Below are 14,879 nucleotides of genomic sequence, written 5' to 3' on the forward strand. Positions count from 1 at the left end.
AGCGAGGAAGGGCAGATGACAGACAGCTTTCGCGTCACGGCGCAATGGGATGCCGAAGCCGGGGTCTGGGTTGCCACGAGCGAGGATATCGTTGGACTGGTGACGGAAGCGGCGACGCTGGACGATCTGTACCGGCGGGTGGTGGCGGTAACCCCGGAACTGCTCGCTGACAACGATGTCACCGGCCCCGACCCTCGGACCATCGATTTCCACGTGCTGGCAGACATCACCGGCGACGCCGCCGAGTAGATGGTCCGCGGCTTCTACACCGAGATCGTCGAAGCCTTGCGTGCCGCAGGCTGCACCTTCAAGCGCCACGGCAAAGGCGACCACGAGATCTGGTACAGCCCGATCACTGGCCGCACTTTCACCGTCGACAGGGGCAGTCTGTCCCGCCACACGGCCAACGCCGTGATGAAGCAGGCCGGCATCGACAAGAAGTTCTGAGGGCCAAGCGGCTGCTACTTCAGCACCTTCCTGAAGAACACCACGCGCTCGGTCTCTTCGAAGCCGAGCGCCCTGTGCATGGCGTGGCTGTCGACATTGTCGAGCAGCGCATCGGAGGCAAATTCGATGCAGCCCTGCTCGCGCGCCCAGGTCTCCGTCGCCGCCACCAGCGCCCGCGCCACCCCGCGCCCGCGCGCCTGGGGCACGACGTAGATGCCTTCGAGAAAGGCGACCGGCGAGGTGTCGGTGCCGTTGACATAGTCGCGTCTGAGGCTCGCCTCCACAAACCCCAGTGCGGCCCCTTCCCGGTCCTGCGCCAGAATGCTGAAGGTGTCCCCCAGCGCGGCGAGGATCTGAGTGATCTCCGCTTCGTGCTCCTGCCGGCTGGTATCCGGCCACAGCGCCAGGCGCAGTTCCAGCCACTCGGCTGCATTAGCCTCGGTAAGCGGAACGATCTTCACTGGCTCGCCCAGATGATCCGCGCCATCCATTCGATGTCCTTGAGTTCGAACGTCCGCGGTGGATAGGCCGGGTTCATCGAATGCAGTTCGATCTGCTTGGCTGTCTGCCGCGCCAGGATCTTGGCCATCACCTCGCCGTCGCGGGTCTTGACCACCACCCGGTCGCCGCGCCGCACCTGCTCGGTGGGCGACACTACGATGCGGTCGCCCTCGCGATAGAGCGGCTCCATGGAATCGCCTTGCACTTCAAGCGCATAGACCCCGTTGTCGCCCGGCGTCGGCAGCGCCACCTCGTCCCAGCCCTGTCCGGCCGGGAAACCCGCACTGTCGAAGAAGCCGCCCGTGCCCGCCTGCGCGAGGCCCAGCAGCGGCACCGTCGAAAGCCGCCCCGTCGATGCGCCCTGCGTATAGGCGCCGGCGCCCTGAAAGAACGTCTCGAAACTTTCCCCCGTCGCCTCCAGCACCTTGGCGATGCTCTCGGTCGACGGCCAGCGGGGCCGGCCGTCCTTGCCGACGCGCTTGGAAACATTGAACGCCGTCGCGTCGAACCCCGCCAGCTTGGCGAGCGCCGACACCGACAGCCCGTGGCGGCGGGCCAGCGCGTCTATTCCGTCCCAGATGGCGCGGTGCGACAGCATGTCAGGACATTATTCTCAATGCACAGAATTACGTCCTATACCTATCCTCCTCTTCTCCCAAAGTAAAGTCCGATCCGCTTGCGGCCCACGAACCGCCCTTATACGGTCCGCGCCATGCCGAGCCCCGAATTCATCTACAAGATCGCCACCGAAGCGGCCTTTGCCCCCGCCCGCGCCACCACCAGCTTCGCCGGCATGCCGATCGACGACGCCGATAGCTACATGCATTTTTCCACCGCGGAGCAATTGGCCGAAACCCTGCGGCTTCACTTCAAGAGCCAGTCCGACCTGGTGATCCTTGCGGTCCGCACGGCTGATCTGGGCGACGACCTCGTCTGGGAAGCCTCGCGCGGCGGCGCCCTGTTCCCCCACCTCTACAACCGTCCGCTGCCGCTTTCCGCCGTGGCCTGGGAAGCGCCGGTGAGCGTCGCCGCAGACGGGTCCTGCACCCTCCCGGAGGCGGTCCGATGATCCTGTCTGCCCTGTCGCCGCTGCTCCGCCTGCCGGGCGTCGCCGATGTCACCCGGCAGACCCTGCTCAACATGGATCCGGAGACGGCCCATACGAGCACCATCACTGCACTGCGCCTTGGCCTGGCGCCACAGCAGGATCGCGCCGATCCGCCCGAGCTTAAGACCAGCCTCTGCGGCCTCGAGCTCACCAACCCGGTCGGCATGGCTGCCGGTTTCGACAAGAACGCCGAGGTGCCGCGGCCGCTGGCTTTGATGGGCTTCGGCATGGTCGAGATCGGCACCGTCACGCCGCGCCCGCAGCAGGGCAACCCGAAGCCCCGCCTGTTCCGCGTCGCTGCCGCCGAAGGCGTCATCAACCGCATGGGCTTCAACAACGAGGGCCATGACGCCGTGTTCGAGCGCCTGCGCAACCTCCGCGTGCCCGCCGCTCTCGGCGTCAACATCGGCGCCAACAAGGACAGCGAGGATTTCGTCGCCGACTATGTGCTCGGCGTCCGCCGCTTCGCCGATCTGGCCGATTACCTCACCGTCAACATCTCCTCGCCCAACACCCCGGGCCTGCGCAATCTGCAGGCCGATGAAACGCTGCGGCGCCTCCTTGGCGACGTGCTTGCCGCCCGTGCCAAGGCCAGGACCCGCGTCCCGGTGCTGCTCAAGATCGCGCCCGATCTCGACGAGGCCGCCCTCGATGCCGTCGCCGCAGTGATCGAGACTACCGACCTCGACGGACTCATCGTCTCGAACACCACGATCAGCCGCGACCCGGTGGCTGGCCTCGAAAATGCCGCGGAAACCGGCGGCCTCTCCGGCAAGCCGCTGTTCGAACTCTCCACCCGCCGCCTCGCGCAGATGCGCCAGCGCGTCGGCACGCTGCCCATCGTCGGCGTCGGCGGCATCCACTCGCCGCAATCGGCCGTCGCCAAGTTCGAGGCTGGTGCCGACGCCATCCAGCTTTACTCTGCGCTGGTGTTCGGCGGGCTCGACCTGCTCGATCGCATCAAGCGCGGCCTCGTCACCGCCGTCCGCGCGGCCGGAAAGACCAGCATCGCCGAACTGTCCGGCACGCGCACGGACGACTGGGCTGCCGGCCGCGCCAGCCTCTAGGCCACCGCAAACAAGCCGGCCCGCCGCCGCTCCAGCGCCCACCAATAGATGCCGCCGCGCGCCAGGAACCAGCAATGGAGCGCGGCCCACAGCCCCCAATTGCCCAGCATCGGCTGCAGCACCATCGCCGCGGCGAGGAAGACCACCAGCGACACCACCATGCCGTTGCGCATCGTGGTGTTCAGCGTCGTGCCGATCAGGATGCCGTCATAGACAAAGGCCGGCATGAAGGTCAGCGTCGCCACCACCGCGATCGGCAGGTAGGTCAGCGCATAGGCTCGCACCTCTTCATTGGTGGTCATGAAGCCGATCAGCCACGGCCCCGACAGGTACCAGGCCGCGCCCATCACGAGGCTGATCATCAGCCCCCACACCATCGACAGGCGGTAGGCCTGGTCGAAGGCCGGCCGCCAGTTGGCGCCCACCGCCTTGCCGGTCAGTTGCTCCGCCGCCTGGGCAATGCCGTCGAGGAAATAGCCGGCCACCATCAGGAGGTTCAGCAGCACCGCATTGGCCGACAATGCCACCTCGCCCATGCGCGAGCCCTGTGCGGCAAACCAGGCATAGGCGCCCATCAGCGCCGCCGAGCGGATCATCAGGTCGCGGCTCAGCCCCAGCATCCGGGTCACCGCCGGTGCATGCAGCAGGTCCGGCACGCTGAGCCGGCGCAGCATCGGCGCGATGCCACCATAGTGCCGGATCAGCAGCCCCAACCCCACACCGGCGGCCACGACCTGCCCGATCACCGTAGCGATCGCGGCGCCCGGCACGCCCCAACCGAGCCCGTGCACCATCCAGATGCTGAGGGTGATGTCGATCCCGTGCAGCAGCAATTGCAGCAGCATGCCGGTTCGTGCCGCGGCGCGGCCGTAGAACCAGCCCAGAAGGGCATAGTTCACCAGCGAGAACGGTGCCGACCAGATGCGCCAGAAGAAGTAGTCCGCCAGCGCCGCGCTCGCACCGGCCTCCGGCGCCAAGAGCGTCGTCGACAGCCACAGGATCGGCCACCACAGAGCGATCATCGCCAGGCCGATCCCGACGCCGAGCACCAGTGCCCGGCTCACATGCAGCAAGCCATCCTGCGGGTCGCGCGCCCCCACCGCCTGCGCCACCAGGCCCCCTGTGCCGATGCGCAGGAAATAGGCGAGCGAGAACAGGACGTCGAACACCAGCGCCCCCAGCACCAGCCCGCCGAGAAGCCCCGCGTCACCCAGCCGTCCGATCACCACGATGTCGACCAGCCCCACCAGCGGCTCGGTGATGAAGGCGATCGAAGCGGGCAGGGCGATGCGCAGCACGTCGCCATGGCGAACCACGAAAGGATGCTGCGGCCGCGCGGGCGAAGGGGAGGTGGTCATGATGTCCGAGGGAGTCGACGAGACGAACCGTCTCTTGTAGCTGCCGCCGCGACCTTCGCAAGCGGCGGGAGAGGCTTAGCCTTCCGAACGCCCTGCCGCCTCACGGTCGCGCTGGTACTGCCGCATTTCCGGAAATTCCGGCAGCCACGCCTCCCGGCGCACCGTCCAGCATTCATAGGTCGGCACGAACTGGTCCGGCTGGTCCAGCGCCCCCAGATGCAGCTCCACCTCGTCTCCGCTCACGGCGAACACCGAGGAGCCGCAGCGCGGGCAGAAATGTCGGCCCTTGTAGCTGCCCGTTTCACCCGTCACCGCCACCGCTGCAGCCGGAAACATCGCCGCCGCAAAGAACAACGCCCCATGATGCTTGCGGCAGTCGAGGCAATGGCAGACGCCCACCCGATACGGTTCCCCCACCGCCTCGATGCGAACCGCCCCGCACAGGCACCCACCCGTCACCCGCTCCATGTCACGCCTCCTCAGCTCCGTGTCTGGCACGAACGCACGCGGTGACCGCGCGATCCGCCGCAGTCAGTTTCCCATTGCCGGTTGAGGCGCCGTATCGGGCCAGTTCTGCGATGCGTGAGCGTTGCTGCCCGTGCCCCACACCCACCAGTTGTCATCCCCGCGAAAGCGGGGACCCATCCCTGAGATCTCGCGGTAAACCCACCACGGCGTCACCGCCCCGGCAGGTCCACCCTCAACTGGTCAGCACGATCCGCATCAGGTCGGCGGTATTCTTCGCCCCAAGCTTCTCCATCACCCGCGCCCGGTGCACCTCGATGGTGCGCGGCGAAATCCCCAGCTGCCGCCCGGCTTCCTTGTTGGATTGCCCGCTGGTGATCAACTGCAGCACCTCCCGCGAAGTTGCGCAGCTCCACTGGCCGGTGTTGCGGCGCCGGCGTCCGCGAGGCCTCCCGCCGCAAGGCCTCACGCACCACCATCAGCAGATGATCGCTGTCGAGCGGCTTGGTCAAAACGTCGGTGGCCCCCAGCTTCATCGCCGTCACCGCCGCTTCCACCTGCGGGCCGTCCGCCAGCATGATCACCGGTGTGCCGGTCTGTGCGCCCCGCACCCGGCTCAGCAGCGCCAGCCCGCTGTCCTGCCCCACCCGCAGGTTCAGCACCACAACATCCGGCTGCCACCGCTCCAAAGCGGTGACGAACTGCGCCGCCTCGAGGAAGTACCCGGTCTGAAATCCCTCCAGCCGAAACAGCACGCTCAATGCTTCACAGGTTTCGATGTCGCCATCGACGATATGGATCAGCCGGTCACCGGTACGATGCGAGTGGTAGTCGGCCTGGTCGCTCATTGCCGTTCCCTCCTTGGCCAGATGCGTCCGTCCCACGCTTCACCTGTCCCAACAGCCTCCCGGCAACGGCGCGGCTCCAAGCACCATCGTCCCGGGCAACCCGGTAAAAGGCGGATCCACTGTGCACGAGGTGTGCGGATTTTTCCCGATCCGGAAAAACCCGGATGGACGCAGCACCTACGGAGTAGGCATATGAACCTATGTGGTCGATGTCAAGGAAAGTCTTCCTACACCCGCGGGTTCGCCCGCAACGCGTCGCGGATCTCCGTCAGCAGAATCTCTTCCTTGCTCGGGGCGGGGGTGGTTTCAACCGGCTCCTTGGCCGCTTCGCGCTTCATGGCGTTGATCGCCTTCACCACCATGAACAGCACGAAGGCGATGATGGTGAACTTCACCACCGCGTTGATGAACAGCCCGATATTGAGCGTGGCAACGCCCGCGTCCCGTGCGGCGGCGACGGAGGGCACCGGCACGTCGTTGGGGTTGGAGAGAACGATGAACAGGTTGGAGAAGTCGATCCCGCCGATGATCAGTCCGATCAGCGGCATGAAGATGTCGTCAACGATCGACGACACGATGGCGCCGAACGCCGCTCCGATGATCACCCCGATGGCGAGGTCGATCATGTTGCCCTTGATGGCGAAATCGCGAAATTCCTTCAACACACCGGCCATTGTCTCTCTCCTTGCCGCAAATCCGGCTCCCACGCGCGGATAGGCTAACATCGGTTAACATTCCGCGCGAGGCAATGGCCGGACGTCGGCCTTGCCTGTGCCGGATGAGGCGCCCATAGTCTGCTCAGCAACCCGGATCCCCGCGCTCATGCAACCGCCAGCGGCCGAAGCCGCCACCAGCCTCCGGCAGGCGATCGATCATCTTCCGCAGGGCATCGCCATCTTCGATGCCGCGCTGCGCCTCGTCACCTCGAACCGGCGCTATGTCGACCTGCTCGGCCTGCCCGAGACGGTGGGCGCGCCGGGCACCATGCTGTTCGACATCGCCCTGCGCCTTGCCGCGCGCGGCGATCTCGGCCCGGGTGACGCCACCCGGCTGGCCGTGGAGCGCATCGACCTGCTGACCTCCTCGGAAAGCACCGTCACCCAGCGCCTCGGCCATTCCGGCCAGACCCTGGAGTTTCATTCCAGCCGCCTGCCCGAAGGCGGGCTCGTGATCAGCATCTCCGACGTCACCGCCCGCGCTCACGCCGAGCGCGAACTCGAGCGCGTCAACCAGACCCTCGAAGGCCGCGTCGCCGAGCGCACCGCCGCGCTCACCCGCGTTAATGCCGAACTCGAGATCGCCCGCGCCAAGGCCGACGCTGCCAACCACGACAAGACCCGGTTTCTCGCGGCCGCCAGTCACGACCTGCTGCAGCCGCTCAACGCCGCCCGGCTCTACACCTCGACGCTGATCGAGCGCGCCAAATCCACCAGCCTTGCCGAACTCGCCAATTCCATCGAGGCTTCATTGACGGCGGTGGAAGACATCATGGCCGCGCTCCTCGACATCTCGCGCATCGACAGCGGCGCCCTCCGCCCGGCCGTGGCGCCGGTCACCGCCCGCGATCTCCTGCGCAAGATCGAGGTCGAGTTCGCCCCCATGGCCCGCGAGCGCAATATCTCGCTGCGCATCGTGCCCTCGGCGGTGACGCTGCTCGCCGACCGCACCCTAGTCGGCCGCATCGTGCAGAACCTCGTCTCCAACGCCATCAAATACACCGCCCCCGGCGGCAAGGTGCTGGTGGGGCTGCGCCGGCGCGGCGCCCGCGTCCGCCTCGACATCGTCGATACCGGCATCGGCTTCAACCGTGACCAGCACCGGCTGGTGTTTGCCGAATTCTCCCGCCTCGAGCGTGGCGCCCGCATGGCGCAAGGGCTGGGGCTCGGCCTCTCGATCGTCCAGCGTCTTGTCACCGCGCTGGGCCTGACGCTCGAACTCGATAGCGCCGAGGGCCGCGGTTCGCGCTTTTCGCTCTACCTGCCGGTAACCCGCCCGGTGCGCGCCGCATCCGAGGCACCGAGCCCCGCCGCCGAAGCCGGCTTCGGCATGGCGGGCCTCAAGGTGCTCTGCGTAGACAACGAGCGCGCCATCCTGGAAGCCATGGAGGGCCTGCTCGGCCATTGGGGCTGCGAGGTCCGCAGCGCGCTGTCGCTGAAACAGATCGACAAGGAACACCTGCTCGAAGGCTGGTATCCCGACCTGGTGCTGATGGACTACCACCTCGACCAGACGTCCGGCCTCGATGCGATCGAGTGGCTCCGCCACAATCTCGGCGGCCACCTGCCGGCCGCTCTGGTCACTGCCGACCGCAGTCCCGCCGTTCGCGCCCTTGCCGAGGATCGCGGCATCACTGTCGTCACCAAGCCGGTCAAGCCCGCCGCCCTGCGCGCCGCCATCAGCGGCCTCGCCAGTCAGAGCGGCCGTCCGGTCCGGCGGGCAGGGTAGGCGCTACGCCTTCTCCGCTCCCAGGTTGAACAGCGCCTCGAACTCGCCTTCCTCGATCCGAGCCGCCGCGATCACCGCCTGGGTGCGGCTGTCGACATCGAGCTTCTGCAGGATGGCGGACACATGCGCCTTCACCGTCGCCTCCGAGATCGACAGCTCATAGGCGATCTGCTTGTTCATCAATCCGTCGCTGAGCATCATCAGCACCCGCACCTGCTGCGGCGTCAGCGTCGCCAGCCGCCGCATCAGGGCGCTGTGGCTGTCCTCCGCCGCAAGGCTCGCCCCAGCCGGCACGAACATCTCGCCCGAGAGCACCGTTTCGATCGCCCGCCGGATCTCCGTCGGTCCGGCCGATTTGTGCAGGTATCCCGCCGCGCCGAGTTCGAATGCCCTGCGGATCACAGTGCCGTCTTCCACCGCGGAGATGATCATCACCGGAATGTCGGGATATTGCGCCCTCAAGAGCAGCAAGCCGGAAAAGCCCCGTGCCCCCGGCATGTTGAGGTCGAGCAGCACCAGGTCGCAGTCCCGATCGGCATCGAGCGCCGCGCTCAGCCCATTGAGGTCCCCGGCCTCTTCCACCGCTACGGTCGTGTCCCCGCCCGCCAGCGTCTGCTTCAGCGCCGCCCGAAACAGCGGGTGGTCGTCGACGATAATGATGCGGCGGCGAGTCATGCCCGAATGGAGCTCCTCTGAGATGGCAGAACCCCGACAAAAGCAGGTTCCGCAGGCGGTGGCTGTTGCATATTGCGGCAATGCTTAACGGCTTCTTTACCATGTTTTCTCAACAGTGACCGTCATACCTTCGTGGAGTCGCGAGGGCCGCCATTCAATGCACAGGGACCAACCATGCCCCGCGCCTACCTCGATCCGGAGACGTTGAACGTTCCGCGCGACCCCTCCGGGGGCGAGTGGCAGGCGCTGCGCGGCGAACTGGTGGCGCTGCTCGATCAGGTCGAGGATCGCTACGCTCGCGACGAGCGTCCGGAACCGGCGGTGAACGGGCTGGCGCAGCGGGTGCGAACCCTGCGCGAACGTGTCGAGGGTGGTGCCGAGCCGGCTGTTCGGCGCCGCGAGGCCCTGCGGACGGTCAAGCGTGCGGTGGACCGGTTCAGCGAGCGCGACACCATGGCCGATGACGAGACCGACGCCCTCACCCGGGCGATCGCCGAAATCCGCAGCCGGCAGATGTCGGCGCCTGGTCCGAGTGTCGGCCGTCGCGCCAGCGAGAACCCTGAATTCCGCGAACTCACCACCCTTGTTACCGGCCTCTCCGGTCGGCTCGAGCGGCTCGAAGGCGAACTCAAGGCCCAGCGCAACGGCCATGGCAGCGTCCGCGAGGTCGCCAGCCAGGTGGAGCAGCTCACCCATGTGGTGGAACTGCTTGCCGGTGCCGTCGGCGAGACGGGGCAGGTCAAGCGTCTCGAAGCGCAGATCGCCGCGCTCGGCGCCATGATCGAGGAGGGCCCGCGGGTCGACCTCAGCGCCATCAACCATCGTCTCGATGACGTCACCGCCACTGTCGGCAAGCTCGCCGAACTGCAGGCTCAGCAGATGGAGCGCGAGGTCGTCCGCGAGGAACGTCGCATCGAGAGCGGCGGCGACACCGCCCCACTGGTCGAGTCGATCGAGCAGAGCGTCCGCAACATCTACGACCGCATCGATGCCATCGAGCGCAATGTCGCCCTGCCGAGCCCCGAGCTCGAGCGGCTGACGGCCGAAATGGCGGCCTTCACCAAGGCGATGAAGTCGAGCGACGCCGCCCCCAGCAAGCTGGTCGCCAAGGTCGATGCCCTCGCCGCCCGTATCGGCGATTTCGAAAGCGCCAATGGCGACGTTGCCGGGCTCAAGACCGATGTTTCCGCCCTGCGCGACGCGGTGCTCGCCGGCATGGAGCCGCGCTTCCAGCAGATCGAGAACCGCCTCGAGGACCTCGCCAGCCGTAACCTGCAGCCCGCTGACACCCGCAAGGTCGAGGATCAGCTGCATCAGTTGATGGCGCGCATGGATGACACCGGCGCCCAGCTCGACAAGCTGGCCCGTCTCTACTCCACGCAGCAGGACCAGGCCGGCCTCGAAGCCATGGCGACCTTGGTCGCCGAGCGCACCAGCGAAGCCGTCACCCGCAAGGCGCCGGCGCCCGTGGCCATGTTCGGGCCGGAAAGCCTCAAGAGCATCGAAGACCAGATCACCGGCCTTATCCGCACGGCCAGCAAGGGTCCCGACTACGACAAGCTCGCCACCATGTTGGCGCAGAAGACCTCCGAGGCCATCAGCAAGACGGCCGCACCCGCCGCGGCACCCGGCTTGAGCGAAGACAGCATCAGCGCGCTCGAGGAGCGCATGACGGCCGTCCTGAACACCGCCGGCCGCGACACCGCCGAGCGCCTGGCACGGCTGGAGGCCGCGCTGAGCGGCAATACGCAGCGCCAGCCGGCGCGTCAGTCGGCCCCGGAAGCCAGTCCCGCCGAGCCGCAATCCACCCCGGCCGATACCGAAGACAAGCGGCTCGACGCCATGCTCGCGGCGCTCGCCCGTTCCGGCAAGTCCGACAGCATGCCCGCCAACCCGGCTGCCGAGGCTCCGCTGGTCGATCCCGGCTTTCCGCCGCCTCCGCCGTCGCGCGTCGAAGCCGAGGGCCGCCCGGTGTTCGATCCGGCCGTGGTCGAGCGTCCGCCGCGCCCGGTGTCGAGCTTTGGCAACGAACCGACCGATCCTTTCGCCGAAGTCCAGCCCAAGAGCCGTCCCGCCGCGCCCGACGTTGCGCCGGCCGCCAGCAGCACCTCCACCTTCGTCGCCGCCGCCCGGCGTGCCCAGCAGGCGCGTCAGGATGGCCCGGCAAACGATATCTCGGATGCCTCGCCCATCGGCCGCGCCCTCGCGCGCTTCCGGCCCAAGGCTCGCCAGGGGGACGCCGAGGTCGCAGTCCCCACCGCCGGGCCGGTCAAGGTACCCGCAAAGTCCAGGGCCGCCAAGCCAGCCAAGCAGGGCAAGCCCGCCAAGCCCGCCAAGGGCGAACAGCCGGCCGCCGAGCCGCGCCCGTCGCGCAAGGCCGCTGCCGCGGCCGTAGCCCCGATCCCCATGGTCGAGGACGATCCGGCAGCCGAAGGCAGCTTCCTGAGCCGCAACCGGCGCCCGCTGCTGCTCGCCGCCGCGCTGGTGGCGGTATCCATGCTGGCGCTGAACCTGGTGCTGCAGCGCAGTGCCGAGCAGCAGGCCACGCCCACCGTCGCGCCGAGCGAAACCACTGCACCGGCCGATCCGGTCCCCGCCGATCCGGTTGCCACTCCGGTGCCGAGCGAGCAGCAGGACGTGTCGCTGGTGCCGCCGAACCCGCGCACCATCGACATGGTCGACTCGAGTGCAGTCGGCGCGATCAACCCCAACGCCACGGCCGGCTTCTCCGCGCCCAAGCCGACGGCGACGCCCATGCCGCCGGCATTGCTCGCAACCACAGCGGCTTCGGCCCCCGCCGAGCCCGCCGCTGATCCCGTCCCCACCGGCATACCCTCGTCCGAGACCACCGGCAGCATTCCCGACACCATCGCCGCCGCGCCTGCCGAGCCCTTCGATCTGCCGCCCGAGGCAGTGGGCCCGATCGAACTGCGCCAGGCTGCTGCCGATGGTGATGTGCGGGCCCAGTTCGAGATCGGTGCGATCTTCAGCGAAGGCCGTGCGGTCGAGCAGGATTTCGCCGAAGCCGCCAAGTGGTACGAGCGCGCTGCCGCCCAAGGCTTCGCCCCGGCCCAGTATCGCCTCGGCAACCTTTACGAAGCAGGGCAGGGGCTCGAGAAGGATCTCGAAGTCGCCCGTCTGTGGTACCAGCGCAGCGCCGAAGACGGCAATCGCATGGCCATGCACAACCTCGCAGCCCTGCATGCCGGTGGCGAACTCGGCCCGCAGGATTTCGAGACCGCTGCCGAATGGTTCACCAAGGCAGCCGAACTCGGCATGACCGATTCCCAGTTCAACCTCGGCATGCTCTATGCCCGTGGCCTTGGGGTGGAGCAGGATTTCGAGCAGTCCTACAAATGGTTCTCGCTGGCCGCCCGCAGTGGCGATGCCGACGCCGGCAAGGCCAAGGACGATATCGCCAAGTCGCTCAACGCCGAAGCCGTCGGCCGCCTCGACGCCGAGTTGGCCTCGTGGAAGGCCGCGCCCATCGACCTGCCGTCGAACTTCGCTCCCATCGGAACCTGGGCGGAAGCCTTTGACCCGGGCGAGCCCATCACCAGTCGCGAGGTGATCACCCGCGTGCAGCAGGCGCTGGTCAAGCTCGGCTACGACATCGGCACCCCGGACGGCGTCGCCGGCCCCAAAACGGCGGAAGCCATCAAGGCCTTCGAGCGCGGCACCGGCATGTCGGAAAAGGGCCAGATCAACCCCCGCCTCCTCGCCGTCCTCGGCAGCCAGCCCGTCTAGGCTAGATCTCGCAGGGACACCTCCAGCAGCGAGCCAATCTCGATCCACCCCTCCCCCTTCAGGGGGAGGCTGGGTGGGGGTTATTCGGATCACGCCGATGCAAGCTCGATCCTCTCCTCCCTCCTCCTTGCCGTACACCGCAGCGCGGCCCCCATCGCCTCCCTCCCACTTGAGGGGAGGGATCGAGGGTGGGGGTGTCGAGGTCAAGACAACCCCCGAACTCCCGTCTGCACATCCGCCGATGCCCTCACCCCTCCCCTCAAGGGGGAGGGGAAGGCCGAAGCTTCTGCGTTCTTCGTCCACAGGGCAGACTTCCGTTCCAGGGGACTCGGTAACTCCGGAGCGAGCCAACCTCCCTTCAGGGGGAGGCTGGGTGGGGGCCTCGCGTCCGCGGGCATTTCCACAATCCTGTGATCGCTTGACTTCTTGTTGACGCACAATGCGCTAAGCTGGTGGCGATCAAGCTGATCCCCGGAATTCTGAGCCTTGCAGGTCTATCTGCCGATCGCCGAGCTTTCCGTGAACCTCTTCTTTCTCGTGGGGATCGGAGGGGCGGTTGGCTTTTTGTCCGGCCTGTTCGGGGTCGGCGGCGGGTTCCTGCTCACGCCCTTGCTGATCTTTTCCGGCGTCCCCTCTTCGGTGGCTGTCGCCTCGGTGACCGGGCAGGTGGTTGCCGCCTCGACCTCCGGGGCTCTGGCCCACTATCGCCGCGGCGCCGTCGACCTGCACCTGGCCATGTATCTGGTGCTGTCCGGCATTCTCGGCGCATTCGGCGGCGTCGCCGCCTTCTCGCTTTTGCGCAATGCCGGCCAGCTCGACCTTGTCATCTCGCTGGGCTTCCTGATCCTGCTCGGTTCGGTCGGCGTCATGATGCTGATCGAGTCCACCCGCGCCATCCTCCGGCAGCGCCAGGGCGTGGTGGTCCGCGAGCGGCTGCCCAACCAGCACAACTGGATTCATGGCCTGCCCATGCGTGTCCGGTTCAAGAAGTCGCGCCTCTATATCAGCGTGCTGCCGGTGCTGATCATCGGCCTCTTCATCGGTTTCGTCGGTTCGCTGCTCGGCATCGGCGGCGGCTTCATCATGGTGCCGGCGCTGGTCTATCTGCTGCGCGTGCCTGGCAATGTCGTCATCGGCACCTCGCTGGCGCAGGTCGTGGCGATGATGGGCGCCACCACCATCCTTCATGCCGTCCAGAGCCAGAGCGTCGATATTCTCCTCGCCTTCTGCCTCATGGTCGGCGGCACCGTGGGCGCCCAATTCGGCGCTTCCGCCGGCAAGTATCTGCGCGGCGAGCAACTTCGTGGTCTGTTGGCGCTGCTGGTCCTCGCCGTTGCCATCCGCTTTGGCCTGTCGCTGATCCTCACCCCCGCCGACCCGTTCAGCATGGCCGTGATGGGGCCGGGAGGCTTGCGGTGAAACGCTTTCTCGCCACCCTACTGACTGCACTGGTGCTCCTTGCACCACCCGCCGCTGCCCAGCGCCTCGTCACCCAGGTGTCGAGCGACACGGTGGAAATCACCTCGAGCTTCGATGGCGAACGGCTGACCTTTTTCGGCCAGATCGGCCCCGAAGCGGGTGCCGATCCCTCCACCGTGCAGGGGCCCTACAACGTCGTCATCGTCGTTGTCGGCCCCACCCAGACCCGTGTCGCCCGCCAGAAGTCCAACATCTTCGGCGTCTGGCTCAACACCGACCAGGTCGAGTTCGAGAACTTTCCGAGCTACTTCCACGTGCTCTCGAGCGCCCGCCTGCGCGACATCTCCGATGTCACCACGCTCACCACCAACCGCATCCTGCCCGAGTCCCACATCGTCACGCCCACTGACGCCGGCTGGTGGAAGACCGCCGTCTTCGGCCGCCAACTCGTCCGCCTGATGACCGAGGAAGGTCTGTTCGGTGTCCAGGAGAACGGCGTTCAGTTCCTCGCCAACAACTTCTATTCCGCCCGCCTGACCCTGCCGAGCCACGCCCCGCCCGGTCCCTATCTGGCGCTGACATACGTGTTCAAGAACGGCGAAATCGTCGCCCGTCGATCGGAAGGCTTCGCCGTCCGCAAGATCGGCTTCGAACGCTTCCTTGCCCTCTCCGCCGTCCAGTACCCGCTGGCCTACGGCGTCGTCTGCGTCCTGCTCGCCCTCGTCACCGGCTGGCTCGGCGGCGTGGTCTTCCGGCGCTGATCGTTGGCTTGAAGGCATGACGCCTACACACACTCAGT

At 67.2% G+C, this 14,879-nt stretch carries 15 protein-coding genes; 8 read left to right on the forward strand and 7 right to left on the reverse strand.

The genetic code is table 11. The features are described from left to right. Positions 1 to 15 precede the first annotated feature (15 nt). Positions 16 to 249 (forward strand): DUF1902 domain-containing protein, encoded by a 234-nt coding sequence (locus ACFSX5_RS11950; RefSeq protein ID WP_386833698.1) that lies wholly within the window; start codon positions 16 to 18, stop codon positions 247 to 249. After that, complete coding sequence (locus ACFSX5_RS11955; protein ID WP_386833699.1) at positions 250 to 447, forward strand: type II toxin-antitoxin system HicA family toxin; 198 nt, start codon at positions 250 to 252, stop codon at positions 445 to 447. 14 nt (positions 448 to 461) lie between these two features. Here the strand turns inward: ACFSX5_RS11955 and aac(6') are convergent, their stop codons facing one another. Together aac(6') and ACFSX5_RS11965 are read right to left on the reverse strand one after the other, a co-directional pair. After that, a complete protein-coding gene (aac(6'), locus tag ACFSX5_RS11960; protein WP_386835634.1) occupies positions 462 to 908 on the reverse strand; it encodes an aminoglycoside 6'-N-acetyltransferase in 447 nt (148 codons plus the stop codon). Next, entirely contained in the window at positions 905 to 1,546 is a 642-nt protein-coding gene (locus tag ACFSX5_RS11965; RefSeq protein ID WP_386833700.1) for a S24 family peptidase, read from the reverse strand. The genes aac(6') and ACFSX5_RS11965 overlap by 4 nt, the downstream gene beginning before the upstream one ends. 114 nt (positions 1,547 to 1,660) lie before the next feature. On the opposite strand from ACFSX5_RS11965, the gene ACFSX5_RS11970 reads away from it, so the two are divergent. Beyond that, positions 1,661 to 2,017, forward strand: a complete 357-nt coding sequence (locus ACFSX5_RS11970; RefSeq protein ID WP_386833701.1) for a DUF952 domain-containing protein — start codon at positions 1,661 to 1,663, stop codon at positions 2,015 to 2,017. Continuing rightward, positions 2,014 to 3,123, forward strand: coding sequence for a quinone-dependent dihydroorotate dehydrogenase (locus ACFSX5_RS11975; protein WP_386833702.1), 1,110 nt, complete (start codon positions 2,014 to 2,016; stop codon positions 3,121 to 3,123). Before ACFSX5_RS11970 ends, ACFSX5_RS11975 begins: the two co-directional genes overlap by 4 nt. On the opposite strand, the gene ACFSX5_RS11980 is transcribed toward ACFSX5_RS11975, so the two are convergent. The 4 genes from ACFSX5_RS11980 to mscL form a co-directional block, all read right to left on the reverse strand. Continuing rightward, positions 3,120 to 4,481, reverse strand: a complete 1,362-nt coding sequence (locus tag ACFSX5_RS11980; RefSeq protein WP_386833703.1) for an MATE family efflux transporter — start codon at positions 4,479 to 4,481, stop codon at positions 3,120 to 3,122. The genes ACFSX5_RS11975 and ACFSX5_RS11980 overlap by 4 nt on opposite strands. Before the next feature lie 75 nt (positions 4,482 to 4,556). Then, entirely contained in the window at positions 4,557 to 4,949 is a 393-nt protein-coding gene (locus tag ACFSX5_RS11985; RefSeq protein WP_386833704.1) for a GFA family protein, read from the reverse strand. A 209-nt stretch (positions 4,950 to 5,158) separates the two neighbouring features. Further along, positions 5,159 to 5,794, reverse strand: a complete 636-nt coding sequence (locus ACFSX5_RS19655) for a response regulator (RefSeq protein ID WP_449240232.1) — start codon at positions 5,792 to 5,794, stop codon at positions 5,159 to 5,161. Positions 5,795 to 6,021: 227 nt separating this feature from the next. Next, the gene (gene mscL / locus ACFSX5_RS12000) at positions 6,022 to 6,459 is read right to left on the reverse strand and encodes a large conductance mechanosensitive channel protein MscL (protein WP_386835636.1); all 438 of its coding nucleotides are present in this window, start codon (positions 6,457 to 6,459) and stop codon (positions 6,022 to 6,024) included. 157 nt (positions 6,460 to 6,616) lie between these two features. Here mscL and ACFSX5_RS12005 point away from each other — a divergent pair, with 157 nt between their 5' ends. Beyond that, positions 6,617 to 8,239 (forward strand): hybrid sensor histidine kinase/response regulator, encoded by a 1,623-nt coding sequence (locus ACFSX5_RS12005; RefSeq protein ID WP_386833705.1) that lies wholly within the window; start codon positions 6,617 to 6,619, stop codon positions 8,237 to 8,239. A 3-nt stretch (positions 8,240 to 8,242) separates the two neighbouring features. Here the strand turns inward: ACFSX5_RS12005 and ACFSX5_RS12010 are convergent, their stop codons facing one another. Next, positions 8,243 to 8,914: a response regulator gene (locus tag ACFSX5_RS12010; protein ID WP_386833707.1), complete on the reverse strand. Its 672-nt coding sequence runs from the start codon at positions 8,912 to 8,914 to the stop codon at positions 8,243 to 8,245. Between the two features lie 174 nt (positions 8,915 to 9,088). Between ACFSX5_RS12010 and ACFSX5_RS12015 the strand changes: the two genes are divergently transcribed. The 3 genes from ACFSX5_RS12015 (at position 9,089) to ACFSX5_RS12025 (ending at position 14,841) form a co-directional block, all read left to right on the forward strand. After that, positions 9,089 to 12,661 (forward strand): peptidoglycan-binding protein, encoded by a 3,573-nt coding sequence (locus ACFSX5_RS12015; protein WP_386833708.1) that lies wholly within the window; start codon positions 9,089 to 9,091, stop codon positions 12,659 to 12,661. Between the two features lie 486 nt (positions 12,662 to 13,147). Continuing rightward, on the forward strand, positions 13,148 to 14,080 hold the full coding sequence (locus tag ACFSX5_RS12020; protein ID WP_386833710.1) for a sulfite exporter TauE/SafE family protein: 933 nt from the start codon (positions 13,148 to 13,150) through the stop codon (positions 14,078 to 14,080). Next, a complete protein-coding gene (locus tag ACFSX5_RS12025) occupies positions 14,077 to 14,841 on the forward strand; it encodes a TIGR02186 family protein (protein WP_386833711.1) in 765 nt (254 codons plus the stop codon). Before ACFSX5_RS12020 ends, ACFSX5_RS12025 begins: the two co-directional genes overlap by 4 nt. Positions 14,842 to 14,879 lie beyond the last annotated feature (38 nt).

It is taken from the genome of Devosia albogilva, from assembly GCF_042685625.1.
Classification (GTDB): domain Bacteria; phylum Pseudomonadota; class Alphaproteobacteria; order Rhizobiales; family Devosiaceae; genus Devosia; species Devosia albogilva.